Raw genomic sequence first — 24,858 nt, 5'->3', positions numbered from 1 at the left:
TTGGGCATGTCCGCAGACGAGATCGCCACCGCGCTCTCCGAGGCGGGCTCCCTCTCCCGCTGGCGGATGGAGGTCACCGAGCGCCCGGACGGCGTGACGGTCGTCAACGACGCCTACAACGCGAACCCCGAGTCCATGAAGGCCGCGCTGCGTGCGCTGGTCGCCATGGGCAAAGCCTCACAGGCGAAGGGGGGCCGCACGTGGGCGGTGCTCGGCAAGATGGCCGAGCTCGGGGACGAGGCGCTCGCCGAGCACGACGCGGTCGGACGGCTCGCCGTCCGGCTCAATGTCGGCAAGCTCGTCGCGGTCGGGGGCAGGGAAGCCCGCTGGCTGCAACTGGGCGCATACAACGAGGGTTCGTGGGGTGAGGAGTCGGTGCACGTGTCCGACGCACAGGCGGCGATCGACCTGTTGCGCAGCGAGTTGCGCCCGGGGGACGTCGTACTCGTGAAGGCGTCCCGTTCGGTGGGGCTGGAGAGCGTCGCCACGGCGCTGCTGGAGACCGGCGCCGAGGGTGAGGTCGCCGCCCGATGATGAAGCAGATCCTGTTCGCGGGAGTCATCGGCCTCTTCCTCACCTTGGTCGGCACCCCGCTGCTGATCAAGCTGCTGGCCCGCAAGGGCTACGGCCAGTACATCCGCGACGACGGACCGCGCGAGCACGCCAGCAAGCGCGGTACGCCGACGATGGGTGGCATCGCCTTCATCTTCGCGACGGTCGCCGCGTACTTCCTCGCCAAGGTGATCACCGGTTACCTGGACGAGGAGGCCGACGCGGGGCCGACCTTCTCGGGTCTGCTGGTGCTGGGCCTGATGGTCGGCATGGGCCTGGTCGGCTTCCTCGACGACTACATCAAGATCGTCAAGAGGCGTTCGCTGGGCCTGCGGGCCAAGGCGAAGATGGCCGGCCAGCTCATCGTCGGCATCGCCTTCGCGGTGCTCGCGCTCCAGTTCGCGGACAACCGCGGCAACACCCCGGCGTCCACCAAGCTGTCGTTCATCACCGACTTCGGCTGGACCATCGGCCCGGTGCTGTTCGTGGTCTGGGCGCTGTTCATGATCCTCGCCATGTCGAACGGCGTGAATCTCACCGACGGCCTCGACGGCCTGGCCACCGGCGCCTCCGTCCTGGTCTTCGGCGCCTACACCTTCATCGGCGTCTGGCAGTTCCAGGAGTCCTGCGCCAACGCGCTGACCCTGACCAACCCGGGCGCCTGCTACGAGGTGCGGGACCCGCTCGACCTGGCGGTGGTCGCCTCCGCGCTGATGGGTTCCTGCCTCGGCTTCCTGTGGTGGAACACCTCGCCGGCCAAGATCTTCATGGGCGACACCGGTTCGCTCGCGCTCGGCGGTGTGCTCGCGGGTCTCGCGATCTGCTCGCGCACCGAGCTGCTGATGGCCATCCTGGGCGGCCTGTTCGTGCTGATCACCATGTCGGTGGTCATCCAGGTCGGCTCCTTCCGCCTCACCGGCAAGCGCGTCTTCCGGATGGCGCCACTCCAGCACCACTTCGAACTCAAAGGCTGGTCCGAGGTCCTTGTCGTGGTCCGCTTCTGGATCATCCAGGGCATCTGCGTGATCGTCGGACTCGGCCTCTTCTACGCGGGATGGGCAGCGGACAAGTGACCTCCTCGGTGCCTTCGGAATTCACCGGCAAGCACGTCACCGTCGCCGGACTGGGCGTCTCCGGCGTCCCGGCGGCCAAGGTCCTCAGCGGCCTCGGCGCACACGTCACCGTCGTCAACGACGGCGACGACGAGCGCGCGCGGGCGCAGGCGGCCGAACTGGAGGCGCTCGGTGTCACCGTGCGCCTCGGCGACGGCGACACGCTCCCCGAGGGCACCGAACTGATCGTCACCGCACCCGGCTGGAAGCCCACCAAGCCGCTGTTCACGGCGGCCGGGCAGGCCGGCGTCCCGGTCTGGGGCGACGTCGAACTGGCCTGGCGCCTGCGCGGCCCCGACGCCGCGCCCTGGCTCGCCGTCACCGGCACCAACGGCAAGACCACCACCGTCCAGATGCTGGCGTCGATCCTGAAGGCGGCCGGCCTGCGCACGGCCGCCGTCGGCAACATCGGCGTCTCCCTGCTGGACGCGGTCACCGGCGAGGAGCAGTACGACGTCCTCGCCGTGGAGCTGTCCAGCTACCAGCTCCACTGGGCGCCCTCCCTGCGCGCCCACTCGGCCGCGGTGCTCAACCTCGCCCCCGACCACCTCGACTGGCACGGCTCCATGGAGGCGTACGCCGCCGACAAGGGCCGCATCTACGAGGGCAATCGCGTCGCCTGCGTCTACAACGTCGCCGACAAGGCCACCGAGGACCTGGTCCGCGAGGCCGACGTCGAGGAGGGCTGCCGCGCGATCGGCTTCACCCTCGGCACCCCCGGTCCCTCCCAACTCGGCGTCGTGGAAGGCATCCTGGTCGACCGCGCCTTCGTGGAGAACCGGCAGAAGAACGCCCAGGAGCTCGCCGAGGTCTCCGACGTGAACCCGCCGGCCCCGCACAACGTCGCCAACGCCCTTGCCGCGGCGGCCCTCGCCCGCGCCTTCGGTGTCCCCGCCGCCGCCGTACGCGACGGACTGCGGGCCTTCACGCCCGACGCCCACCGCATCGCGCACGTCGCCGACGTGGACGAGGTGGCGTACGTGGACGACTCCAAGGCCACCAACACCCATGCCGCCGAGGCCTCGTTGGCGGCCTACGAGTCGATCGTGTGGATCGCGGGCGGACTGGCGAAGGGCGCCACCTTCGACGAGCTCGTCACCGGGGCGGCCAAGCGGCTGCGCGGCGCGGTGCTCATCGGCGCCGACCGCGCGCTGATCCGCGAAGCCCTGGCGCGACACGCGCCGGAAGTACCCGTGGTCGACCTCGACCGGACCGACACTGGGGCGATGCTCCAGGCCGTCCAGGAGGCGCGGCGGCTCGCCCGGCCCGGCGACACGGTGCTGCTGGCCCCGGCCTGTGCCTCCATGGACATGTTCACCAACTACAACAAGCGCGGTGACGCGTTCGCGGAAGCCGTTCGCGAACTCGGCGCCTGACCCGGCCGCTCCTGCGCCGGGTGATCTCGGGAGGACGCGTGGGACGGTCCAGGCCGATGTACAGCGGAGGCCGCGATGCCCGGTAGCCGCACCGGACGTCCGCCCGTGCAGCGGACCGTCAAGCGCCCGCCCGCGTCGGGCCCGCCGCACGAGAACCCGGTCCTCGGCCTCTACCTCCGGCTGCGCCGCGCCTGGGACCGGCCGCTGACCGCCTACTACCTGATCTTCGGCGGCAGTCTGCTGATCACCGTGCTCGGCCTGGTGATGGTCTACTCGGCCTCCCAGATCACCGCGCTCCAGCTCTCCCTGCCCGGCACGTACTTCTTCCGCAAGCAGTTCCTGGCCGCCCTGATCGGCACCGGGCTGATGGTGGCCGCGATGCGGATGCCGGTGAAACTGCACCGGGCGCTGGCCTACCCGATCCTCGCCGGTGCCGTCTTCCTGATGATCCTGGTGCAGGTGCCGGGGATAGGGATGGCGGTCAACGGCAACCAGAACTGGATCTCCCTGGGCGGCTCCTTCCAGATCCAGCCGAGCGAGTTCGGCAAGCTCGCCCTCGTGCTGTGGGGCGCCGACCTGCTCGCGCGCAAGCAGGACAAGAAGCTGCTGACCCAGTGGAAGCACATGCTCGTGCCCCTGGTGCCGGCCGCCTTCATGCTGCTCGGGCTGATCATGATCGGCGGCGACATGGGGACGGCGATCATCCTCACGGCGATCCTCTTCGGTCTGCTGTGGCTGGCGGGCGCGCCCACCCGGCTGTTCGCCGGCGTGCTCTCCGTCGCCGCGCTGCTCGGCGTGATCCTCATCAAGACCAGCCCCAACCGCATGGCCCGGCTGAACTGCATCGGCGCCACCGACCCCGGCCCGGGCGACTCCTGCTGGCAGGCCGTGCACGGCATCTACGCCCTCGCCTCGGGCGGGCTGTTCGGATCCGGGATCGGCGCCAGCGTGGAGAAATGGGGCGAACTCCCCGAAGCGCACACCGACTTCATCTTCGCCGTCACCGGTGAGGAACTGGGTCTGGCGGGGACGCTGTCGGTACTCGCCCTGTTCGCGGCTCTAGGCTATGCGGGTATCCGCGTGGCCGGACGCACGGAGGACCCCTTCGTCAGGTATGCCGCGGGAGGCGTGACCACCTGGATCACGGCCCAGGCCGTGATCAACATCGGTGCGGTCCTCGGGCTGCTGCCGATCGCCGGTGTCCCCCTCCCGCTGTTCTCCTACGGAGGATCCGCCCTGCTGCCGACCATGTTCGCCATCGGTCTGCTCATCGCCTTCGCACGCGACGAGCCCGGTGCGCGGGCGGCGCTCGCGCTGCGGCAACCTCGCTTTGGTAGAAAGCGGGGAACGGGGGGAACCGGGGGCTCCGGGCCCAAGCGGAACCCCCGGAGTTGGAACACGATGCGACGGCGCGCCTCGGCGGCGCGTTCGTCCGGAGAGCGGTGAATTTCGGTGCATGTCGTACTCGCCGGCGGAGGAACCGCGGGCCACATCGAGCCCGCGCTCGCCCTCGCGGACGCCCTGCGCAGGCAGGATCCGACCGTGGGCATCACGGCCCTGGGCACGGAGCGCGGTCTGGAGACCCGGCTGGTGCCCGAGCGCGGCTACGAGCTGGCGCTGATCCCGGCCGTCCCGCTGCCGCGCAAGCCCACGCCCGAGCTGATCACCGTCCCGGGCCGGCTGCGCGGCACCATCAAGGCGGCCGAGCAGATCCTGGAACGCACCAAGGCGGACGCCGTGGTCGGCTTCGGCGGCTACGTCGCCCTGCCCGGCTACCTCGCGGCCAAGCGGCTCGGCGTGCCGATCGTGATCCACGAGGCCAACGCCCGGCCCGGACTGGCCAACAAGATCGGCTCCCGGTACGCCGCGCAGGTCGCCGTCTCCACGCCCGACAGCAAGCTGCGGGGCGCCCGCTACATCGGCATCCCGCTGCGCCGCTCCGTCTCCACCCTGGACCGGGCCGCCGTACGCCCCGAGGCCCGTGCCGCGTTCGGTCTCGACCCCAACCTGCCCACGCTGCTGGTCTCCGGCGGCTCGCAGGGCGCGCGGCGCCTCAACGAGGTGGTCCAGCAGGTCGCGCCGTGGCTCCAGCAGGCCGGCATCCAGATCCTGCACGCGGTCGGCCCGAAGAACGAACTGCCGCAGGTCCACCAGATGCCGGGGATGCCCCCGTACATCCCGGTAAGTTACCTGGACCGGATGGACCTCGCGTACGCCGCGGCCGACATGATGCTCTGCCGCGCGGGCGCGATGACCGTCGCCGAACTCTCCGCCGTCGGACTCCCGGCCGCCTACGTCCCGCTGCCCATCGGCAACGGCGAACAGCGGCTGAACGCCCAGCCGGTGGTGAAGGCCGGCGGCGGACTGCTGGTCGACGACGCGGAACTGACGCCCGAGTGGGTGCAGCAGAACGTCCTGCCCGTGCTCGCCGACCCGCACCGGCTGTACGAGATGTCCCGCGCCGCCGCCGAGTTCGGCCGCCGGGACGCCGACGACCTCCTCGTCGGCATGGTGTACGAGGCGATCGCCGCCCGCGCACACCGCTGACGACGCGAGACGGAAGGCAGGGAGCGTGGCCGGACCGACCACCGCCGAACGCGGTGAACGCCAGCAGGAGTCGTCCGGCCCGCCCCGCGCCCGGCGGTTCCGGTTCCGGCGCCCCCGCCTTCGTACGATCATCATCCTGGGCGCCGCCGTCGTGCTCCTCGGGGGCGTGACACTCTGGGTGCTCTACGGGTCGAACTGGCTGCGCGTGGAACGGGTGTCGGTCTCCGGCACCCGTGTCCTGACGCCGGCCCAGGTCCGCGAGGCCGCCGACGTGCCCGTCGGGGATGCGCTGGTCTCCGTCGACACCGAGGCGATCGCGGCCCGGCTCAGCCGGAAACTGCCCCGCGTCGACGAGGTCGACGTGGTGCGTTCCTGGCCCGACGGAATCGCGTTGAAAGTGACGGAACGTACACCGGTTCTGACGGTGCAAAAAGGCAAGAACTTCATCGAAGTGGACGATGAAGGCGTCCGGTACGCCACGGTTTCCCGCGCCCCCAAAGGCGTCCCCGCGCTGAAATTGGAGCCCTCCCGTTCGGGCCCGGCCGCGGCGAGCCTGCGTCGCTTCGGCGAGGACCGGCTGGTGCGCGAGGCGGTACGGGTCGCCGGGGCGGTCCCGGACGCGGTCGCACGGCGGACCCGCCTGGTCGAGGTCCGCTCCTACGACGACATCTCGCTTGAGCTGAGCGACGGCCGGACCGTGGCCTGGGGGAGCGGTGAACAGGGCGAACACAAGGCCCGGGTGCTCACCGCGCTGATGAAAGCGACGCCCGACGCACGGCACTTCGACGTGAGCGTTCCCACCGCCCCGGCGTCATCGGGGAGTTGACGGGTATACGTGCAGGCCAGCACCCTGGTTGGGCAGCGCTACGGCTGATCACATAGGGTGAAAAGAAAAACGGGAGGTTCGGCGTGTTCGTTGAACGCGCGCCACTTGTCGACTTAGTGTCCTGTTCAGAAGACTCCAAGGAACAGACACACTGGTAACCCTAAACTTCAGCGTTAGGGTTCGGGTCGGCGCTACGGACCGTCCCATTCGGCATCAGTCGTCGGGTTACGGGGCACCAGTGCTCCGGTCATCCGACGACACGTAACTCGAGGCGAGAGGCCTTCGACGTGGCAGCACCGCAGAACTACCTCGCAGTCATCAAAGTCATCGGTGTCGGCGGCGGTGGTGTCAATGCCATCAACCGGATGATCGAGGTCGGTCTCAAGGGCGTCGAGTTCATCGCCATCAACACCGACGCGCAAGCTCTGTTGATGAGCGACGCCGACGTCAAGCTCGACGTCGGCCGCGAACTCACCCGCGGACTCGGCGCCGGAGCCAACCCGGCCGTCGGCCGCAAGGCCGCCGAGGACCACCGCGAGGAGATCGAGGAGGTCCTCAAGGGGGCCGACATGGTCTTCGTGACGGCCGGTGAGGGCGGCGGCACCGGCACCGGCGGGGCACCCGTCGTGGCCAACATCGCCCGCTCGCTCGGTGCCCTCACCATCGGCGTGGTCACGCGCCCGTTCACCTTCGAGGGACGGCGCCGCGCCAACCAGGCCGAGGACGGCATCGCGGAACTCCGCGAAGAGGTCGACACCCTCATCGTCATCCCCAACGACCGGCTGCTGTCCATCTCGGACCGCCAGGTCAGCGTGCTCGACGCGTTCAAGTCCGCCGACCAGGTGCTGCTCTCCGGTGTGCAGGGCATCACCGACCTCATCACCACGCCGGGCCTGATCAACCTCGACTTCGCCGACGTCAAGTCGGTCATGTCCGAGGCCGGTTCGGCCCTCATGGGCATCGGCTCGGCCCGCGGCGACGACCGCGCGGTGGCCGCGGCCGAGATGGCGATCTCCTCGCCGCTCCTGGAGGCGTCCATCGACGGCGCCCGCGGCGTGCTGCTCTCCATCTCCGGCGGCTCCGACCTCGGCCTGTTCGAGATCAACGAGGCCGCCCAGCTGGTCAGCGAGGCCGCGCACCCCGAGGCCAACATCATCTTCGGCGCGGTCATCGACGACGCCCTCGGCGACGAGGTGCGGGTCACCGTGATCGCGGCCGGCTTCGACGGGGGCCAGCCGCCGGCCAAGCGGGACAACGTCCTCGGCTCGGCCTCGGCCAAGCGCGAGGAACCCGCCCCGGCCCGGCAGCCCGAGAGCCGCCCGTCCTTCGGCTCGCTCGGCAGCGTCAAGCCGAAGGAGGAGCCGGAGCCGGTCCCCGCACCCGAGCCGGTCAACGACCTCCCGCCGGTCGCCCCGCCGCCGGTCCCGCCGTCCCGGACCTACTCGGACAGCGCGGCCGAGGAACTGGACGTGCCGGACTTCCTGAAGTGATAGGACAGCGCGACACCGTGAACGGCGCGCACTTCGGCTTCACCGACCGGTGGGGCGGAGTGAGCGCCGTTCCGTACGAGGAGCTCAACCTCGGCGGCGCGGTCGGTGACGACCCGGCCGCCGTGACGGCCAACCGCGCACTGGCCGCCAGGACGCTGGGCGTCGACCCGGCGCGCGTGGTCTGGATGAACCAGGTGCACGGCGCCGGCGTCGCCGTCGTCGACGGGCCCTGGGGAGACCGGCCGGTGCCGAGCGTCGACGCGGTCGTCACCGCCGAACGCGGTCTCGCCCTCGCCGTCCTCACCGCCGACTGCGTGCCCGTCCTGCTCGCGGACCCCGTGGCAGGCGTCGCCGCCGCGGCCCACGCGGGCCGGCCCGGCCTGGTCGCCGGGGTCGTCCCCGCCGCCGTACGGGCGATGACGGAGCTGGGCGCCGACCCCGCCCGGATCGTCGCCCGCACCGGACCCGCCGTGTGCGGCCGGTGCTACGAGGTGCCGGAGGAGATGCGGGCCGAGGTCGCCGCCGTCGAACCGGCGGCGCACGCGGTGACGAGCTGGGGCACTCCGGCCCTCGACGTGAGCGCCGGGGTGCACGCGCAGCTCGAACGGCTCGGGGTGTGCGACCTGGCGCAGTCGCCGGTGTGCACCCGGGAGTCGAAGGACCACTTCTCGTACCGACGCGACCGCGCCACCGGGCGGCTCGCGGGCTATGTCTGGCTGGACTGATGGGGCATGACGGACCGTAAGAGCGAACTCGCCGGGAACCTGGCGAAGGTGGAAGAGCGCATCGCCGCCGCGTGCGAGGCCGCGGGCCGCCCCCGCGACGAGGTGACCCTGATCGTGGTCACCAAGACCTACCCGGCCGACGATGTGCGCATTCTCTCCGGACTCGGCGTGCGCCACGTCGCCGAGAACCGCGACCAGGACGCGGCACCGAAGGCCGCCGCCTGCTCGGATCTGCCGCTTTCGTGGCATTTCGTCGGCCAGTTGCAGACCAACAAGGTGCGGTCGGTGGTCGGTTACGCGGATGTCGTGCAATCCGTCGACCGCGCCAAGCTCGTCACGGCCCTGTCGAAGGAGGCGGTGCGGGCCGGACGCGAGGTCGGCGTCCTGCTCCAGGTCGCCCTCGACGCGGGGGAGAGCGCGCGTGGCGAGCGCGGCGGCGTCGCGCCCGCGGGAATCGAAGAGTTGGCCGACCTCGTCGCCGGATCGGACGGGCTTCGGCTCGACGGCCTGATGACGGTGGCGCCGCTCACCGGCGAGTACGCCGGACGCCAACAGGCGGCGTTCGAGCACCTCATGGATTTGTCGACCCACCTGCGCCGAGCCCATCCGGCTGCGAACATGGTTTCCGCAGGGATGAGTGCGGACCTCGAACAGGCCGTGGCCGCCGGAGCGACACATGTACGCGTCGGCACCGCGGTACTCGGAGTCCGACCCAGGCTCGGGTAACGTCGCCAAGAAGTCGGACCACAGCAGAAAATATGGTCATTACCGCCGAAAGGCGGAGGCAACGACCTTGTGGATCGCAGGCATTTGGCAGTCGTCAGCCGATCCACCACAGAGCGGAGGACTCAGAGCATGGCCGGCGCGATGCGCAAGATGGCGGTCTACCTCGGCCTCGTGGAGGACGATGGGTACGACGGCCGGGGCTTCGACCCCGACGACGACTTCGAACCCGAACTGGACCCGGAGCCCGAGCGGGACCACCGGCGGCACGAACCGGTGCACCAGTCACATGGTTCACATCAGCCGCAAAGGGACGAAGAGGTAAGAATCGTCCAACCGCCCGTGCAGCGCGAGCCGGTGCCCCGTTCCGCTTCGCTCGGGGCGGAATCGGGCCGCCCGGCGCGCATCGCGCCCGTGGCATCCATCACACAAGAACGCGCAAGCCTGGAAAAGAGCGCACCGGTCATCATGCCCAAGGTCGTGTCCGAACGAGAGCCCTACCGGATCACCACACTTCACCCCCGGACCTACAACGAGGCCCGTACCATCGGGGAACACTTCCGTGAGGGCACGCCGGTGATCATGAATCTCACTGAGATGGATGACACAGATGCGAAGCGACTTGTCGACTTTGCGGCCGGTTTGGTGTTTGGTCTTCACGGCAGTATCGAGCGGGTGACGCAGAAGGTGTTCCTGCTGTCTCCTGCTAACGTCGATGTCACGGCGGAGGACAAGGCCCGCATCGCAGAGGGCGGGTTCTTCAACCAGAGCTGAGACGCACGACCGGTTAGAGCAAGAGCACGGATCCGAGGGCGGGTCCGAAAGATGGTTCAGGGGAGAGGGAAGCACAGGGATGAGCGTGTTCCTGGATGTCGTCTACATCGCGTTGATGTGCTTCCTCATCGTGCTCATCTTCCGGTTGGTCATGGACTACGTCTTCCAGTTCGCCCGCTCGTGGCAACCCGGCAAGGCGATGGTGGTCGTTCTGGAGGCCACCTACACTGTCACCGATCCACCGTTGAAGCTTCTGCGGCGGTTCATCCCGCCGCTGCGTCTCGGGGGCGTGGCGCTCGACCTGTCCTTCTTCGTACTGATGATCATCGTCTACATCCTGATCTCGATCGTGAGCCGGCTGTGAGCGATGAGAGAGATACGGGCTTGCCGAATGCCGACGACTACGTTGAGGTGAAGAGATGCCGTTGACCCCTGAGGACGTGCGGAACAAGCAGTTCACGACCGTCCGCCTCCGAGAAGGCTATGACGAGGACGAGGTCGATGCCTTCCTCGACGAGGTCGAAGCCGAACTGACCCGGCTGCTCCGCGAGAACGAGGACCTGCGCGCCAAACTGGCCGCGGCGACGCGCGCGGCTGCGCAGAACCAGCAGAACATGCGCAAGCCCCCGGAACCGCCGCAGGATCAGCAGCCCCCGCAGCATCAGGGGCACCCGCAGCAGCAGGGCATGCCGCAGCAGGGCATGCGAGGTCCCGGCGCTCCGGTGCCCGCCGGCATATCGGGCCCGCCGCAGCAGCAGATGGGTGGCCCCATGGGTGGCCCGCCCCAGCTGCCGAGCGGTGCCCCGCAGTTGCCCGCCGGCCCCGGCGGACAGGGCGGCCCGCAGGGTCCCGGCCCGATGGGTCAGGGTCCGGGGCCGATGGGCCAGGGCCCGGGTCCGATGCAGGGCCAGATGGGTCCCGGTCCGATGGGCGGCCCCATGGGCGGTCCGCAGGGCCCCGGTGGCCCCGGCATGCCCGGTCAGGGTGGTCCCGGCGGCGACAGTGCCGCCCGTGTCCTCTCGCTGGCCCAGCAGACCGCCGACCAGGCGATCGCCGAGGCCCGCTCCGAGGCCAACAAGATCGTGGGCGAGGCGCGTTCGCGTGCCGAGGGTCTGGAGCGGGACGCCCGTGCCAAGGCCGACGCCCTAGAGCGGGACGCGCAGGAGAAGCACCGCGTCGCGATGGGCTCGCTGGAGTCCGCTCGCGCCACGCTGGAGCGCAAGGTCGAGGACCTGCGCGGCTTCGAGCGCGAGTACCGGACGCGGCTGAAGTCGTACCTGGAGTCGCAGCTGCGTCAGCTGGAGACCCAGGCGGACGACTCGCTCGCCCCGCCGCGTACTCCCGCGACGGCTTCGCTGCCGCCGTCCCCGGCGCCCTCGATGGCTCCGGCCGGTGCGAGTGCGCCGTCCTACGGTGGCAACCAGTCGATGGGCAGCGGGCCGGGGCAGTCCGGTCCGTCCTACGGCGGGCAGCAGCAGATGTCGCCGGCGATGACCCAGCCGATGGCGCCGGTGCGGCCGCAGGGGCCGTCGCCGATGGGGCAGGCGCCTTCGCCTATGCGGGGGTTCCTGATCGATGAGGACGACAACTGAGTTGTAGTACGGCGTAGCCTCTGGCGGCGTTCAGGGCGGGCCCCGGGTTTCTTACCCGGGGCCCGCCCTTGTTGTCTGCGCGGGTTGTTGGTGCGGGGTGTTGGGGTGGGCCGGGGGTGGGTGTCGCGGCCCGGCGTTGCGGGGTGCCGCTGCGCCCACCCGTGCCGCCCCAGCGGCACGATTGCCCGCAGCTAGGGCGACGGTACGACGAAAGGCCCGGCTCCCTCTGGTTGAGGGGCCGGGCCTTTGCTGTGCTTCTTACTGCTTGCGCAGGCGGAAGGTGAGGGTCAGGCCCTCGTCCGTGAACGGGGTGCCGTACGTGTCGTCTGCCTCGGTCTGGGCGAAGTCCGTTGCGAGGACCTCGTCGGCGATCAGGCCGGCGTGCTCCGTGAGCGCGGCGGCCGTCGCCGGGTCCGTGGCCGTCCAGCGCAGCGCGATGCGGTCGGCGACGTCCAGGCCGCTGTTCTTGCGGGCCTCCTGGATCAGGCGGATCGCGTCACGGGCCAGGCCCGCACGGCGCAGCTCCTCCGTGATCTCCAGGTCGAGGGCGACCGTCGCACCCGAGTCGGAGGCGACCGACCAGCCCTCGCGCGGCGTCTCCGTGATGATCACCTCGTCGGGAGCGAGGGCGACCGTCTCCCCGTCGATCTCGACCGACGCCGTGCCCTCGCGCAGCGCGAGGGACAGCGCGGCGGCGTCCGCGGCGGCGACCGCCTTGGCGACGTCCTGGACGCGCTTGCCGAACCGCTTGCCCAGCGCACGGAAGTTGGCCTTCGCCGTCGTGTCGACCAGGGAGCCGCCGACCTCGCTCAGCGACGCGAGGGACTCGACGTTCAGCTCCTCCGTGATCTGCGCGTGCAGTTCGGGGGAGAGGGTGTCGAAGCCCGACGCGGCGATCAGCGCGCGGCGCAGCGGCTGCCGCGTCTTGACGCCCGACTCCGCGCGCGTGGCGCGGCCCAGTTCGACCAGGCGGCGCACCAGCACCATCTGCTTCGACAGCTCCGGGTCGATCGCCGACAGGTCGGCCTCCGGCCAGGAGGACAGGTGCACCGACTCCGGGGCGCCCGGGGTGACCGGCACGACCAGGTCCTGCCAGACCCGCTCCGTGATGAACGGGGTCAGCGGGGCCATGAGCCGGGTGACCGTCTCGACGACCTCGTGCAGCGTGCGCAGCGCGGCCTTGTCGCCCTGCCAGAAGCGGCGGCGCGAGCGGCGGACGTACCAGTTGGACAGGTCGTCGACGAACGCGGACAGCAGCTTGCCGGCGCGCTGGGTGTCGTAGCTCTCCAGGGCCTGCGTCACCTGGTCGGTGAGCGCGTGCAGTTCGGACAGCAGCCAGCGGTCCAGCACCGGGCGCTCGGCCGGGGCCGGGTCGGCCTCGCTCGGCGCCCAGCCGGAGGTGCGGGCGTACAGGGCCTGGAAGGCGACCGTGTTCCAGTAGGTGAGGAGCGTCTTGCGGACGACCTCCTGGATGGTGCCGTGGCCGACGCGGCGGGCCGCCCACGGGGAGCCGCCGGCCGCCATGAACCAGCGCACGGCGTCGGCGCCGTGCTGGTCCATCAGCGGGATCGGCTGGAGGATGTTGCCCAGGTGCTTGGACATCTTGCGGCCGTCCTCGGCGAGGATGTGGCCGAGGCAGACCACGTTCTCGTACGAGGACTCGTCGAAGACCAGGGTGCCGATCGCCATCAGCGTGTAGAACCAGCCGCGGGTCTGGTCGATGGCCTCGCTGATGAACTGGGCCGGGTAGCGGGACTCGAAGAGTTCCTTGTTCTTGTACGGGTAGCCCCACTGCGCGAACGGCATCGAACCCGAGTCGTACCAGGCGTCGATGACCTCGGGCACGCGCACCGCTTCGAGGGAGCAGCCCTCGTGGGTGCAGGTGAAGGTCACGTCGTCGATGTACGGGCGGTGCGGGTCGAGCGCGGACTGGTCGGTGCCGGTCAGCTCGGACAGCTCGGCGCGCGAGCCGACGACGGTGAGGTGATCGTCCTCGCAGCGCCAGATCGGCAGCGGGGTGCCCCAGTAGCGGTTGCGGGACAGCGCCCAGTCGATGTTGTTGTTCAGCCAGTCGCCGTACCGGCCGTGCTTGACCGAGTCCGGGAACCAGTTGGTCTTCTCGTTCTCCTGGAGGAGACGGTCCTTGATCGCCGTGGTGCGGATGTACCAGGACGGCTGCGCGTAGTAGAGCAGCGCGGTGTGGCAGCGCCAGCAGTGCGGGTAGCTGTGCTCGTACGGGAGGTGCTGGAAGAGCAGGCCGCGGGCGTCCAGGTCCTCGGTGAGCTGCTCGTCGGCCTTCTTGAAGAAGACGCCGCCGACCAGCGGGAGGTCCTCCTCGAAGGTGCCGTCCGGGCGGACCGGGTTGACGACCGGCAGGCCGTAGGAGCGGCAGACCTTGAGGTCGTCCTCACCGAAGGCGGGGGACTGGTGGACGAGGCCGGTGCCGTCCTCCGTGGTCACGTAGTCCGCGTTCACCACGTAGTGCGCGGGCTCCGGGAACTCGACCAGCTCGAAGGGGCGCTGGTACGTCCAGCGCTCCATCTCCGCGCCGGTGAAGGTCTGGCCGGTGGTCTCCCAGCCCTCGCCGAGGGCCTTCTCCACCAGCGGCTCGGCGACGACCAGCTTCTCCTCGCCGTTCGTCGCGACGACGTAGGTGACGCCGGGGTGCGCGGCGACCGCGGTGTTGGAGACCAGCGTCCAGGGGGTGGTCGTCCAGACCAGCAGCGCGGCCTCGCCGGCCAGCGGGCCGGAGGTCAGCGGGAAGCGGACGTAGACGGAGGGGTCGACGACCGTCTCGTAGCCCTGCGCCAGCTCGTGGTCGGACAGGCCGGTGCCGCAGCGGGGGCACCAGGGGGCGACGCGGTAGTCCTGGACCAGCAGGCCCTTGCCGAAGATCTCCTTCAGCGACCACCACACCGACTCGACGTACTCCGGGTCCATCGTCCGGTAGGCGTCGTCGAGGTCGACCCAGTAGCCCATGCGGGTCGTGAGCTCGGCGAAGGCGTCGGTGTGCCGGGTCACGGACTCGCGGCACCTGGCGTTGAACTCGGCGATGCCGTACGCCTCGATGTCCTGCTTGCCGGAGAAGCCCAGCTCCTTCTCCACCGCCAGCTCGACCGGCAGACCGTGGCAGTCCCAGCCGGCCTTGCGGCCCACGTGGTACCCGCGCATGGTGCGGAAGCGGGGGAAGACGTCCTTGAAGACGCGCGCCTCGATGTGGTGCGCTCCGGGCATGCCGTTGGCGGTGGGCGGGCCCTCGTAGAACACCCACTCGGGGCGGCCCTCGGACTGCTCCAGGCTCTTGGCGAAGATCTTCTGCTCACGCCAGAAGTCGAGCACCGCGTGTTCGAGCGCGGGCAGGTCGACCTGGGCGGGCACCTGGCGGTACTGCGGCTGCGTATTCAACGAGCTTCCTCCGGCGGACGTGCTGCCTTCCGTCGGAGGGACGAGAGCGAGGCTCCCGCGGTACCACCCTCCTTGGCTTCCCGGTGCGTCGTGTGCGCCGGTGAGCCCCCTCATTGGGGTCGCGAACCGGGTCTACTCGCCGTGACCTCTCGGTCACCGCTTTCTTCCGGCGGCTCCGGGGTGATCTTCGCGTCGCGCTCGCCCCCGGGCTCACACCGTCCCCGGGTCGCTCTGGGCTGCGTACGCCGCTACTCGTCCCCATCCACGCTTTTCGCTCCGCCCAGTGTACGGCGCCGCGCGGACGGCGGCCGACCGGTTTAGCGGCGGACGGGACTGACCCGAATGCCGGGCTCCGGCGTCCGGCCCCCGGCGGGCCCGGCCGGGAGCGGGACCGGCGGATTACCCGGCGGGGAGCTGGGCACAACGCATGCATGCTCGACACGCGGCGCGTGGTGGGCGGTGGACCGGGCGGCGTGCCCCGTTGCCGCGGGACCCGAGTCGATTTATCGTCCCAGCACGATTCGCGAGCAAGATCACAATATGTGAAGGGGCCGCGGCCATGGTGGCGAAGAAGACCGCCGTAGAGCAGTCGGAGGCGACTGCGCCGAAGTCCGCTGCCGGGAAGACGACGGCCAAGCGGGCGACGGCCGCGGAGAAGAAGACCGCGTCGGCGAAGAGCACCGCGAAGAAGGCCGCGGCGAAGAAGAGCCCGGTGAAGAAGAGCACGGCCAAGAAGAGCACGGCGAAGCAGGCGGGCGCGGCCGAGGCCGCGGAGCAGACGGGAGCCACGACGGTGGTTGCGAAGAAGACTCCTGGCACGGCCACGGCGGCCAAGTCCGCGGTTCCGAAGGCGCGCGGCGTCGCCGCAGAGCCCGGCGACCTCGCGGTACGCCCCGGCGAGGACCCCTGGACCCCGGCGGAGGTCGAGGAGGCCCGCGGGGAACTCCAGTCCGAGGCGGACCGGCTGCGCACCGAGATCGACCAGTCGGAGCGGTCCCTTCAGGGCCTGATGCGGGACTCCGGGGACGGCGCCGGCGACGACGAGGCGGACACCGGCACCAAGAACATCACGCGCGAGCACGAACTGGCGCTGGCCGCCACCGCGCGCGACGTGCTCACCCAGACCGAGCGCGCCCTCGAACGCCTCGACGCGGGCACCTACGGCCTGTGCGAGAACTGCGGCGAGCCCATCGGGAAGGCGCGCATGCAGGCCTTCCCGCGGGCCACCCTGTGCGTCGAGTGCAAGCAGAAGCAGGAACGCCGGTACTGAGCCGCGGCCGGGGCCGGGGCGTGCCGTACCCTCGTCCTCAGTCAGGTACCTAGGCTGAGGGACTCACGTGGCAGAGGCGGAGCGCATCATCGGTACGCCGGACACCCCGGACGCGGCGGGGGACGGGCAGGAGCGGTCCGACGCCGAGCAGGCACGGCCGCCGGAGCGCCCCCGGGGCAGGCGCCGGATCGCCGTGCTGTTCGCGGTCGCCGTGTTCGCGTACCTGCTCGACCTGGGCAGCAAGATGCTGGTGGTCGCCAAGCTGGAGCACCACGAGCCCGTGGAGGTCGTCGGGGACTGGCTGCGGTTCGCGGCGATCCGCAACGCGGGCGCGGCCTTCGGCTTCGGCGAGGCCTTCACCGTCATCTTCACGGTGATCGCGGCCGCCGTCATCGTCGTGATCGCCCGCCTCGCGCGCAAGCTGTACAGCCTGCCGTGGGCGATCGCGCTCGGCCTGCTGCTCGGCGGGGCGCTCGGCAACCTCACCGACCGGATCTTCCGCTCGCCCGGCGTCTTCGAGGGCGCGGTCGTGGACTTCATCGCCCCCAAGCACTTCGCCGTGTTCAACCTCGCCGACTCGGCGATCGTCTGCGGCGGCATCCTGATCGTGCTCCTCTCCTTCCGCGGCCTGGACCCGGACGGGACCGTCCACCGGGACTGAGCGCCCCGTGCCGGACGGGCGTGCGGGAGTGTCCGCCCCGTCCGGCATACTCGACGGGTGAGCACGCTTCCCGAGATCCGTACCCTGCCCGTGCCCGACGGCCTGGAGGGCGAGCGCGTCGACGCCGCCATCTCCCGCATGTTCGGCTTCTCCCGTACCAAGGCCGCGGAGCTCGCCGCGGCGGGCAAGGTGCAGGTCGACGGATCGGTGGTCGGCAAGTCCGAGCGCGTCCACGGCGGCGCCTGGCTGGAAGTCGAGATGCCGCAGGCGCCCGCGCCGGTGCAGATCGTCGCCGAGCCCGTCGAGGGCATGGAGATCGTGCACGACGACGAGGACGTGGTCGTCATCGTCAAGCCGGTCGGCGTCGCCGCCCACCCGTCCCCGGGCTGGAACGGCCCGACCGTCATCGGGGGCCTCGCCGCCGCCGGGTACCGCATCTCCACCTCCGGCGCCGCCGAGCGCCAGGGCATCGTGCACCGCCTCGACGTGGGCACCTCGGGCCTGATGGTGGTGGCGAAGTCGGAGCGGGCGTACACCTCGCTCAAGCGCCAGTTCAAGGAGCGCACGGTCGACAAGCGCTACCACACGCTCGTGCAGGGCCACCCCGACCCGACCAGCGGCACCATCGACGCCCCCATCGGCCGCCACCCCCAGCACGACTACAAGTGGGCGGTCACCGCCGAGGGCAAGCCCTCCGTCACGCACTACGACCTGATCGAGGCGTTCCGCGCCGCGTCCCTGCTCGACGTGAAGCTGGAGACCGGCCGCACCCACCAGATCCGCGTCCACATGGCCGCCCACCGCCACCCCTGCGTCGGTGACCTCACCTACGGCGCCGACCCGACCCTCGCCAAGCGGCTGGGCCTGACCCGCCAGTGGCTGCACGCCGTACGGCTCGGCTTCGAGCACCCCGGCACCGGCGACTGGGCCGAGTTCGCCAGCGACTACCCGGCGGACCTCCAGCAGGCCCTGGACCGGGTCCGCGAGGAGACCTACGTATGAGCACCCCCGCCTACCAGGTGCGCGTCGCCGACGACCCGGCCGACCGGGAGGCGTGCTTCGCGGTGCGCAAGGACGTCTTCGTCGCCGAGCAGAAGGTCCCGGAGGACATCGAGTACGACGCGTACGACGCCGGCGCCGTGCACGTCCTCGCGGTCCGGGAGGACGGCGTGCCGCTCGGCACCTCGCGGCTGCTGCACGGCGCGGCCGCCGCGGCGAAGAACGGCGACGGGGACCCGGCCGTCGGGTCCCTCGGACGGCTCGCCGTCGTCCGGGACGCCCGCGGACTGGGCGTCGGGGCCGCGCTGGTGCGCGCCGTCGAGGACACGGCACGCGCGCGGGGACTCACCGCCGTCGACCTGCACGCGCAGACGCACGCCCTGGGTTTCTACGAGCGGCTGGGGTACCAGGCCTACGGACCGGAGTTCCCCGACGCGGGGATACCCCACCGGGCGATGCGGCGCGTCCTGTAGGAGCCGAGCCGGACCGGCTGGTGGGGCCGGTGGCATGGCAGGCTTGAGGCTCGCCGTGTGAACGCCCAGACCCCACCGGAGCGGTGACCGTGGATCAGTTGGCCCTGTTGTTCATGCTGCTGCTCGGGGCCCTGCTGAGCGTCCCCGTCGGGGACCGGCTCGGGCTTCCGGCGCCCGTCCTGATGACGGTCCTCGGCATCGTCCTGGCGCTGCTCGACTTCGTGCCCAACGTCGACATCCCGCCGGAACTCATCCTGCCCGCGCTGCTTCCGCCGCTGCTGTACGCGGCCGTGCGGCGCACCTCCTGGCGGCAGTTCGCGGCCAACAAACGCCCCATCTTCCTGCTGGCCGTCGCGCTGGTCTTCGTCACCACGGCCTGTGTGGCCACCGTGGCCCACGCGATCGTGCCGGGCCTGCCGGTCGCCGCCGCCTTCGCGCTCGGCGCGCTCGTGGCACCGCCCGACCCCGTGGCGGCGACCGCCGTCGCGGGCCGGCTGGGACTGCCGCGGCGCCTGGTGTCCATCCTGGAGGGCGAGGGCCTCTTCAACGACGTGACGGCCATCGTCCTCTACCACGTGGCCATCGCCGCGGCCGTCAGCGGTTCGTTCTCGCCCTGGCAGGCCGGGCTCGACCTGGTGCTGTCCGCCGTCGTCGCCGTCGCGGTGGGCCTCGCGCTGGGCTGGGCCGCCAACAAGCTCCTGGACGTGCTCGGTGACGCCACCCTGCAGATCGGGCTGACCCTGCTCGTGCCCTACCTGTCCTACGTGCTGGCCGAGGAACTCCACGGCTCCGGCGTCCTCGCCGTGCTCACCACCGCCATGTTCCTCGCCGAGTACGCCGTCGGCGCCGACGACGTGATGACCCGGCTCGCCGGCCACACCGTCTGGGACGTCGTCGACACCCTCGTCACCGGCGTCGCCTTCGGCCTGATCGGGCTGGAGCTGCACAACGCCCTCCAGACGGCCTCCGGGCGGTGGACCGAGCTGCTGGGCTGGGCCGGGGCGGTCGCCGGCGTGGTGATCCTCGTCCGGCTGGCGTGGCTGCTGCCGGCCACCTGGCTGACGCAGCGGCTGCACGCCCGGCGCGACCACGACGAGGACATCCCGACCAGCTGGCGGGAGACCGTCGTCATGTGGTGGTCCGGGATGCGCGGCGTCGCCTCGGTGGCGCTGGCCCTCGCCATCCCGCTGGAGACGGCGGACGGCTCCCCCTTCCCGAACCGGGAGGAGATCGTCTTCATCGCCTTCGGGGTGATCATGGTGACGCTGCTGCTCCAGGGCCTGACCCTGCCCTGGCTGGTGGGCAGGCTCGGGGTGCGGTCGAACACCGAGCGCGAGCAGGACTACGAGAAGGCGCTCGCCGTGCGCGCGGCGAAGGCGGCCAAGCAGCGGCTCAAGGAGATCGAGGCCGTCGAGGACCTGCCCGAGGAGCTGTCCGAGCAGATGCTGCGGCGGGCCTTCGACATCGGCATACGGATCAGCCCGGACATCGGCGACGAGGAACGGCGCGAGGCGCAGCTCCAGCGGGCCCGGCGGCTGAAGCGGATCCGCCGCATCCAGGGCGAGATGCTCAGCGCCGCCCGCCACGAGGTGCTGGCGGCACGCAGCGAGGCCGGAGCCGACCCGGAGATCGTCGACCGGGTGCTGCGCCACCTGGACGTCCGCAGCCTGCGCTGACCGGGCCGCCCGGGCGGCGCCCCCGGGTCACAGGGACTTGCGCGACTGGTGCGGGAAGCGGCGGACCTCCCCGTCCGGTGAGCGCCGGGCGTGCGGGAAGCCGTCGTGGCCGGGGCGCCGGTCCGCGTCCGAGGTGTTGACGCGGGGCAGGGCGTACGGGTGCTCGTCGGTCAGCCAGCGGATCATCTGCTCGCGCACCTCGACCCGCACCGTCCAGATGTCGTCCGCGTCCTTGGCCGTCACCAGCGCCCGCACCTGCATGGTGTTCGGGGTGGTGTCCGTGACGGTCAGGTTGTACGCCCGCCCGTCCCAGGCCGGGCAGCCGCGCAGGATGTCCCGCAGCCGCTCGCGCATCGCGTCCAGCGGGGCGGTGTGGTCGAGGTGCCAGTAGACGACGCCGGTCATCTGCGGGGTGCCCCGCGACCAGTTCTCGAACGGTTTGGACGTGAAGTACGACACCGGCATCGTGATCCGGCGCTCGTCCCAGGTGCGCACGGTCAGGAACGTCAGCGTGATCTCCTCGACGGTGCCCCACTCGCCGTTCACCACGACCGTGTCGCCGATGCGCACCATGTCGCCGAAGGCGATCTGAAGCCCCGCGAACAGGTTGCCCAGGGTGGACTGGGCGGCGACACCGGCGACGATGCCGAGGATGCCGGCCGAGGCCAGCAGGGAGGCGCCCGCCGTGCGCATCGCCGGGAACGTCAGCAGCATCGACGACACGGCGACGACGCCGACGACCGCGGAGACCACCCGCCTGATCAGCGACACCTGGGTGCGCACCCGCCGCACCCGGGCGGGGTCGCGCTGGGCGTGGGCGTGCGCGTAGCGGGAGTACGACGTCTCGACGACGGCCCCGGCGATCCGGATCACCAGCCAGGCCGCCGAGCCGATCAGCACCAGCGTCAGCGTGCGGCCGACCCCCTCGTGGTGCTCCGGGAACACCCGGGCCTCCACGTAGGTCCCTCTCAGCAGCGCCGTGCACAGCGCTACCTGGTAGGGGATGCGGGCGCGGCGCAGCAGCCCCCACAGGGGCGTCTCGGGGTGCCGTCCGTCGGCCTTGCGCAGCAGCAGGTCGGTGGCCCATCCGATGACCAGGGTCAGCAGGACGGAGCCGCCGACCACGATCAGTGGGCGGAGTATGGTCTCCATCCCTCGAACGTAACCGGAGCGGCCGGACGTGAACCTGTGACCTGTGTCCCGCCCCGGGCGCCGCCGCCCGTCGCGCTGTCACACCCGGCTGGCACCATGGCCTCATGAACATCGTGCTCTTTCACTCGACCCACGGCCTGAGGCCCGCGGTGCGGCAGGCCGCCGACCGCCTGCGCGACGCCGGGCACCAGGTCTGGACCCCGGACCTCTTCGAGGGGCGGACGTTCGGCACGGTCGAGGAGGGCATGGCGTACCAGGACGAGGCGGGCCGGGAGGAGCTGCTGAAGCGGGCCGTGCTGGCCGCCGCGCCCTACTCGGAGCGCGGGCTGGTGTACGCCGGGTTCTCGCTCGGCGCCTCCGTCGCCCAGACCCTCGCCCTCGGCGATCACCGGGCCCGCGGGCTGCTGCTCCTGCACGGCACCTCGGACATCGCCGCCAACGCGTCGGTGGACGACCTGCCGGTGCAGCTGCACGTCGCCGAGCCGGACCCGTTCGAGACGGACGACTGGCTCAGCGCCTGGTACCTCCAGATGGGCCGGGCCGGCGCCGACGTCGAGGTGTACCGGTACGCGGGCGCGGGACACCTCTACACCGACCCCGACTCGCCGGACTACGACGAGGAGGCGGCCGAGGCCACCTGGCGGGTGGCGCTCGGCTTCCTCGACTCGCTGGGGCGGGAGGACGCGGACGCGCCTCAGACGGGGGAGTAGACCCGCTCGACGCGCTGCGTGCCGCTGCGCGTGCGGTAGGAGCGCGCCCACGTGGAGCGGGCCTGCGGGTCGGTGCGGTCGGAGACGACGTAGTAGTCCATCTGCGCCCGCTCGGCGGTGACGTCGAGGACGCCGTAGCCGTGCCGGTCGGTGTCGACCCAGTGGACGTGCCGGTTGGCGGCCCGGATGACCGGCGCGGCGACGGCCGACACGGTGCCCTCGGGCACCTTGACGATGTCGTCGAGGTTGTCGGAGGTCACCGAGGTGACGACGAACTCGGTGGCCGCCGAGCCGGACAGCGGGTACGTGGCGGCGTTGTACGGCACGTCGTTGGCCCACGCCATGTGGATGTCGCCGGTGAGGAACACGGTGTTGCGGATCGCGTTGGCGCGCAGGTGGGCCAGCAGTTCGCGGCGGTCGTCGGTGTAGCCGTCCCACTGGTCGGTGTTGAGGGCGAGGCCCTCCCTCGGCAGGCCGAGCAGTTCGGCGAGCGGCCTCAGCAGCTCGGCGGGGAGCGAGCCGACCGCGAACGGCGACATCATCACCGGGTTGCCGACCAGCCGCCAGGCCGTGTCGGAGGCCTTCAGGCCGGTCTTGAGCCAGTCGAGCTGGGCGCGGCCGGTCAGGGTGCGGTCCGGGTCGTCGACGTCGCCGTTGCCGAGGGCCACCTGCTGCGAGCGGAACGAGCGCAGGTCGAGGAGCGACAGGTCGACGAGCTTGCCGAAGCGCAGCCGGCGGTAGGTGGTGCCGGCGATCGCCGGGCGTACCGGCATCCACTCGAAGTAGGCCTGCTTCGCGGCGGCCTGACGCGCCGTCCAGGCGCCCTCGGCGCCCTCGGTGTGGTTCTCGGCGCCGCCCGACCAGGTGTCGTTGGCGAACTCGTGGTCGTCCCAGATGGCCACCACGGGCGCCACCGCGTGCAGCGCCCGCAGGTCGGGGTCGGTCTTGTACCGGCCGTGCCGGGTCCGGTAGTCGGCGAGGGTGACGATCTCGTGGGTGGGCGCGTGCTGCCGTACGACGGTGTCGCGGGTGCCGTACTCGCCGGTGCCGTACTCGTAGATGTAGTCGCCCAGGTGCAGCCAGGCGTCCAGGTCGCCGCGCGCCGCGAGATGCCGGTACGAGGAGAAGTGGCCGGCCTCCCAGTTGGCGCAGGAGACCACGCCGAAGCGCAGGCCCGTGACGGCCGCGTCGGCCGCGGGGGCGGTCCGGGTGCGGGCGACGGCGGAGTCGGTGGGGCCCGCGGAGAAGCGGTACCAGTAGTCCGTGGCGGGGGCGAGGCCCCGGATGTCGGCCTTGACCGTGTGGTCGGAGGCGGCGGTCGCGGTGAGGGACCCCTTGGCGACGATGTTCGTGAGCGCCTTGTCGGTGGCGACGACCCAGCTCACCTCGGTGTCCGGGCCGATGCCGGAACCGGGTACGGCCTCGGGCACCGGTGTCACCCGGGTCCACAGCAGGACGCCGTCGGGCAGCGGGTCGCCGGAGGCGACGCCGTGCAGGAAGGCGGGGGCCGCGTCGGCGGCACCGGCGGGCAGCGCGGCGGCGAGCGGCGCGGCGAGGACGGCTCCGGCCGCCGCGGCCTTGACGACCGCCCGGCGGCTGGGCGCGCGGGAACCGGCGCGCTCGGCTGTCGAGGGAAGGGTCTCATCGGATGATCTGTGTCGACTGGTCACGGCCGATCAGGTTACTGATCGGTATGCGCGCGAGCGGGCGAACTCGCAAAAGTTCGCCCGCTCGTCGACTGCCCGGTTCCCCGGGTTACTTGGAGACGCCCGCGTCCTTGAGCGCCTTCTGCCAGTCGTCGGCCGTGCTCGGGTTCTCGATCACCTTGTCGTTGATCTTGATGGTCGGGGTCGACCGGACGCCCTCGGAGTCGTCGAAGGACTTGCTCATGCGCATCGCCCACGCGTCGTAGGTGCCCTGCTTCACGGCGTCCTGGAACTTCTTGTTGTTCTTCAGGGCGTCGACCGTGTTCGCCACCTTGATCAGGTAGTCGTCCTTCGCGAAGTCGTCGGACGTCTCCTCCGGGTGGTACTCGGCGGAGTACAGCGCGGTCTTGTAGTCGAGGAACGCGTCCGTGCCGACGTTCAGCGCGGCGCCGAGCGCGCTGAGGGCGTTCTTCGAGCCCTCGCCGCTGAGGTTGCCGTCGAGGAAGGTGCCGATCGTGAAGGACAGCTTGTAGTCGCCGTCCTCCATGCCCTTGTTGATGGTCTCGCCGAGGTTCTGCTCCAGGGAGGCGCAGGCCGGGCAGCGCGGGTCCTCGTAGAGGTGGATCACGTTGTCCGTCTTTGAGTCGCCCGCCACGATGGTGGTGCCGTCCTTGCCGGAGGTGTTGGCCGGGGCCACCACCTTCGCCTCGGCGGCCTTCTCCCACCCGGTGGGCTTGTTCATCTGCACGACGGCGTAGCTGATGCCGCCGGCTATCGCCAGGATGCCGACGACGGAGCCGGCCACGATGGCCTGCCGCTTGGCCTTGTCGCGCTTGGCCTGGCGCTCGCGCTCCTCGCGCAGGCGCTCACGGGCCGCCGTCTTCGCCGCCTGGCTGTTCCGCTTGCTCATGGTGGTGTTCTCTCCGGGGACGCGCACACGGGGGTGTGCGGAATGGGTTCTGGGGCTGGCTGTCGGCGCTCGGTGACCGAGGGGTCACACGAGAGCGGGCGACAGCGGTGGCCCGCGCCGTCCCAGGGAGTGCGTGAGGATCCGCTCGCGGGCGCCCGTGGTGCGGCGGGCCGCCGGGGCCGGGCGGCGCACCGCCGGGGTCCGGCGGACGGCCACGGCCGCGACGGCGAGCAGCAGCG

General features: G+C 71.2%; 22 protein-coding genes. 18 read left to right on the top strand and 4 right to left on the bottom strand.

What is annotated here, in order from left to right:
* From GTW67_RS34360 to divIVA, 12 genes are all read left to right on the top strand, one after another.
* Positions 1 to 534 (top strand): glutamate ligase domain-containing protein (locus GTW67_RS34360; protein ID WP_272920558.1); only part of this gene is annotated, 534 nt, incomplete at its 5' end.
* The gene (gene mraY / locus GTW67_RS34355) at positions 534 to 1,625 is read left to right on the top strand and encodes a phospho-N-acetylmuramoyl-pentapeptide-transferase (protein ID WP_161168632.1); all 1,092 of its coding nucleotides are present in this window, start codon (positions 534 to 536) and stop codon (positions 1,623 to 1,625) included. The genes GTW67_RS34360 and mraY, both read left to right, overlap by 1 nt.
* An 8-nt stretch (positions 1,626 to 1,633) precedes the next feature.
* Complete coding sequence (gene murD, locus GTW67_RS34350; RefSeq protein ID WP_346010814.1) at positions 1,634 to 3,040, top strand: UDP-N-acetylmuramoyl-L-alanine--D-glutamate ligase; 1,407 nt, start codon at positions 1,634 to 1,636, stop codon at positions 3,038 to 3,040.
* Between the two features lie 75 nt (positions 3,041 to 3,115).
* The gene (gene ftsW, locus GTW67_RS34345) at positions 3,116 to 4,486 is read left to right on the top strand and encodes a putative lipid II flippase FtsW (protein ID WP_161168631.1); all 1,371 of its coding nucleotides are present in this window, start codon (positions 3,116 to 3,118) and stop codon (positions 4,484 to 4,486) included.
* 6 nt (positions 4,487 to 4,492) lie between these two features.
* Complete coding sequence (gene murG, locus GTW67_RS34340) at positions 4,493 to 5,587, top strand: undecaprenyldiphospho-muramoylpentapeptide beta-N-acetylglucosaminyltransferase (protein WP_161168630.1); 1,095 nt, start codon at positions 4,493 to 4,495, stop codon at positions 5,585 to 5,587.
* Positions 5,588 to 5,612: 25 nt separating this feature from the next.
* Positions 5,613 to 6,413 (top strand): cell division protein FtsQ, encoded by an 801-nt coding sequence (gene ftsQ, locus GTW67_RS34335; protein WP_161168629.1) that lies wholly within the window; start codon positions 5,613 to 5,615, stop codon positions 6,411 to 6,413.
* Between the two features lie 287 nt (positions 6,414 to 6,700).
* Positions 6,701 to 7,903, top strand: coding sequence for a cell division protein FtsZ (ftsZ, locus tag GTW67_RS34330; protein WP_161168611.1), 1,203 nt, complete (start codon positions 6,701 to 6,703; stop codon positions 7,901 to 7,903).
* Positions 7,900 to 8,628 (top strand): peptidoglycan editing factor PgeF, encoded by a 729-nt coding sequence (gene pgeF / locus GTW67_RS34325; RefSeq protein WP_161168612.1) that lies wholly within the window; start codon positions 7,900 to 7,902, stop codon positions 8,626 to 8,628. The genes ftsZ and pgeF overlap by 4 nt, the downstream gene beginning before the upstream one ends.
* Before the next feature lie 6 nt (positions 8,629 to 8,634).
* Entirely contained in the window at positions 8,635 to 9,354 is a 720-nt protein-coding gene (locus tag GTW67_RS34320; protein ID WP_161168613.1) for a YggS family pyridoxal phosphate-dependent enzyme, read from the top strand.
* A 129-nt stretch (positions 9,355 to 9,483) separates the two neighbouring features.
* On the top strand, positions 9,484 to 10,125 hold the full coding sequence (locus GTW67_RS34315; protein WP_161168614.1) for a cell division protein SepF: 642 nt from the start codon (positions 9,484 to 9,486) through the stop codon (positions 10,123 to 10,125).
* A 79-nt stretch (positions 10,126 to 10,204) separates the two neighbouring features.
* On the top strand, positions 10,205 to 10,489 hold the full coding sequence (locus GTW67_RS34310; RefSeq protein WP_161168615.1) for a YggT family protein: 285 nt from the start codon (positions 10,205 to 10,207) through the stop codon (positions 10,487 to 10,489).
* A 55-nt stretch (positions 10,490 to 10,544) separates the two neighbouring features.
* Positions 10,545 to 11,717: an apical growth/hyphal branching protein DivIVA gene (gene divIVA, locus GTW67_RS34305; RefSeq protein WP_161168616.1), complete on the top strand. Its 1,173-nt coding sequence runs from the start codon at positions 10,545 to 10,547 to the stop codon at positions 11,715 to 11,717.
* A gap of 258 nt (positions 11,718 to 11,975) precedes the next feature.
* Here divIVA and ileS read toward each other — a convergent pair whose 3' ends face one another.
* Positions 11,976 to 15,122, bottom strand: coding sequence for an isoleucine--tRNA ligase (ileS, locus tag GTW67_RS34300; protein WP_161168617.1), 3,147 nt, complete (start codon positions 15,120 to 15,122; stop codon positions 11,976 to 11,978).
* A 559-nt stretch (positions 15,123 to 15,681) separates the two neighbouring features.
* Here ileS and GTW67_RS34295 point away from each other — a divergent pair.
* From GTW67_RS34295 to GTW67_RS34275, 5 genes are all read left to right on the top strand, one after another.
* On the top strand, positions 15,682 to 16,392 hold the full coding sequence (locus GTW67_RS34295) for a TraR/DksA family transcriptional regulator (protein WP_161168618.1): 711 nt from the start codon (positions 15,682 to 15,684) through the stop codon (positions 16,390 to 16,392).
* Between the two features lie 67 nt (positions 16,393 to 16,459).
* A complete protein-coding gene (gene lspA, locus GTW67_RS34290; protein WP_161168619.1) occupies positions 16,460 to 17,053 on the top strand; it encodes a signal peptidase II in 594 nt (197 codons plus the stop codon).
* 57 nt (positions 17,054 to 17,110) lie between these two features.
* Positions 17,111 to 18,055 (top strand): RluA family pseudouridine synthase, encoded by a 945-nt coding sequence (locus GTW67_RS34285; protein ID WP_161168620.1) that lies wholly within the window; start codon positions 17,111 to 17,113, stop codon positions 18,053 to 18,055.
* Positions 18,052 to 18,525: a GNAT family N-acetyltransferase gene (locus tag GTW67_RS34280; protein WP_161168621.1), complete on the top strand. Its 474-nt coding sequence runs from the start codon at positions 18,052 to 18,054 to the stop codon at positions 18,523 to 18,525. The genes GTW67_RS34285 and GTW67_RS34280 overlap by 4 nt, the downstream gene beginning before the upstream one ends.
* Before the next feature lie 89 nt (positions 18,526 to 18,614).
* Complete coding sequence (locus GTW67_RS34275) at positions 18,615 to 20,201, top strand: Na+/H+ antiporter (protein ID WP_161168622.1); 1,587 nt, start codon at positions 18,615 to 18,617, stop codon at positions 20,199 to 20,201.
* Between the two features lie 27 nt (positions 20,202 to 20,228).
* Here GTW67_RS34275 and GTW67_RS34270 read toward each other — a convergent pair whose 3' ends face one another.
* Positions 20,229 to 21,353 carry a mechanosensitive ion channel family protein gene (locus tag GTW67_RS34270; RefSeq protein ID WP_161168623.1) on the bottom strand — a complete coding sequence of 375 codons (1,125 nt, stop codon included), beginning with the start codon at positions 21,351 to 21,353 and terminating at the stop codon, positions 20,229 to 20,231.
* 104 nt (positions 21,354 to 21,457) lie between these two features.
* Between GTW67_RS34270 and GTW67_RS34265 the strand changes: the two genes are divergently transcribed.
* Positions 21,458 to 22,063, top strand: a complete 606-nt coding sequence (locus tag GTW67_RS34265) for a dienelactone hydrolase family protein (protein ID WP_161168624.1) — start codon at positions 21,458 to 21,460, stop codon at positions 22,061 to 22,063.
* Here GTW67_RS34265 and GTW67_RS34260 read toward each other — a convergent pair.
* Positions 22,048 to 23,733 carry an alkaline phosphatase D family protein gene (locus GTW67_RS34260; RefSeq protein WP_161168625.1) on the bottom strand — a complete coding sequence of 562 codons (1,686 nt, stop codon included), beginning with the start codon at positions 23,731 to 23,733 and terminating at the stop codon, positions 22,048 to 22,050. The two genes, GTW67_RS34265 and GTW67_RS34260, sit on opposite strands and share 16 nt — an antisense overlap.
* An 85-nt stretch (positions 23,734 to 23,818) precedes the next feature.
* A complete protein-coding gene (locus GTW67_RS34255) occupies positions 23,819 to 24,619 on the bottom strand; it encodes a DsbA family protein (RefSeq protein WP_161168626.1) in 801 nt (266 codons plus the stop codon).
* Positions 24,620 to 24,858: the final 239 nt, after the last annotated feature.

The organism is Streptomyces sp. SID5910 (assembly GCF_009862125.1).
Taxonomy (GTDB): domain Bacteria; phylum Actinomycetota; class Actinomycetes; order Streptomycetales; family Streptomycetaceae; genus Streptomyces.
Note: the sequence above shows the minus strand (reverse complement) of the source record. Positions and strands in the feature narration are given on the sequence as shown.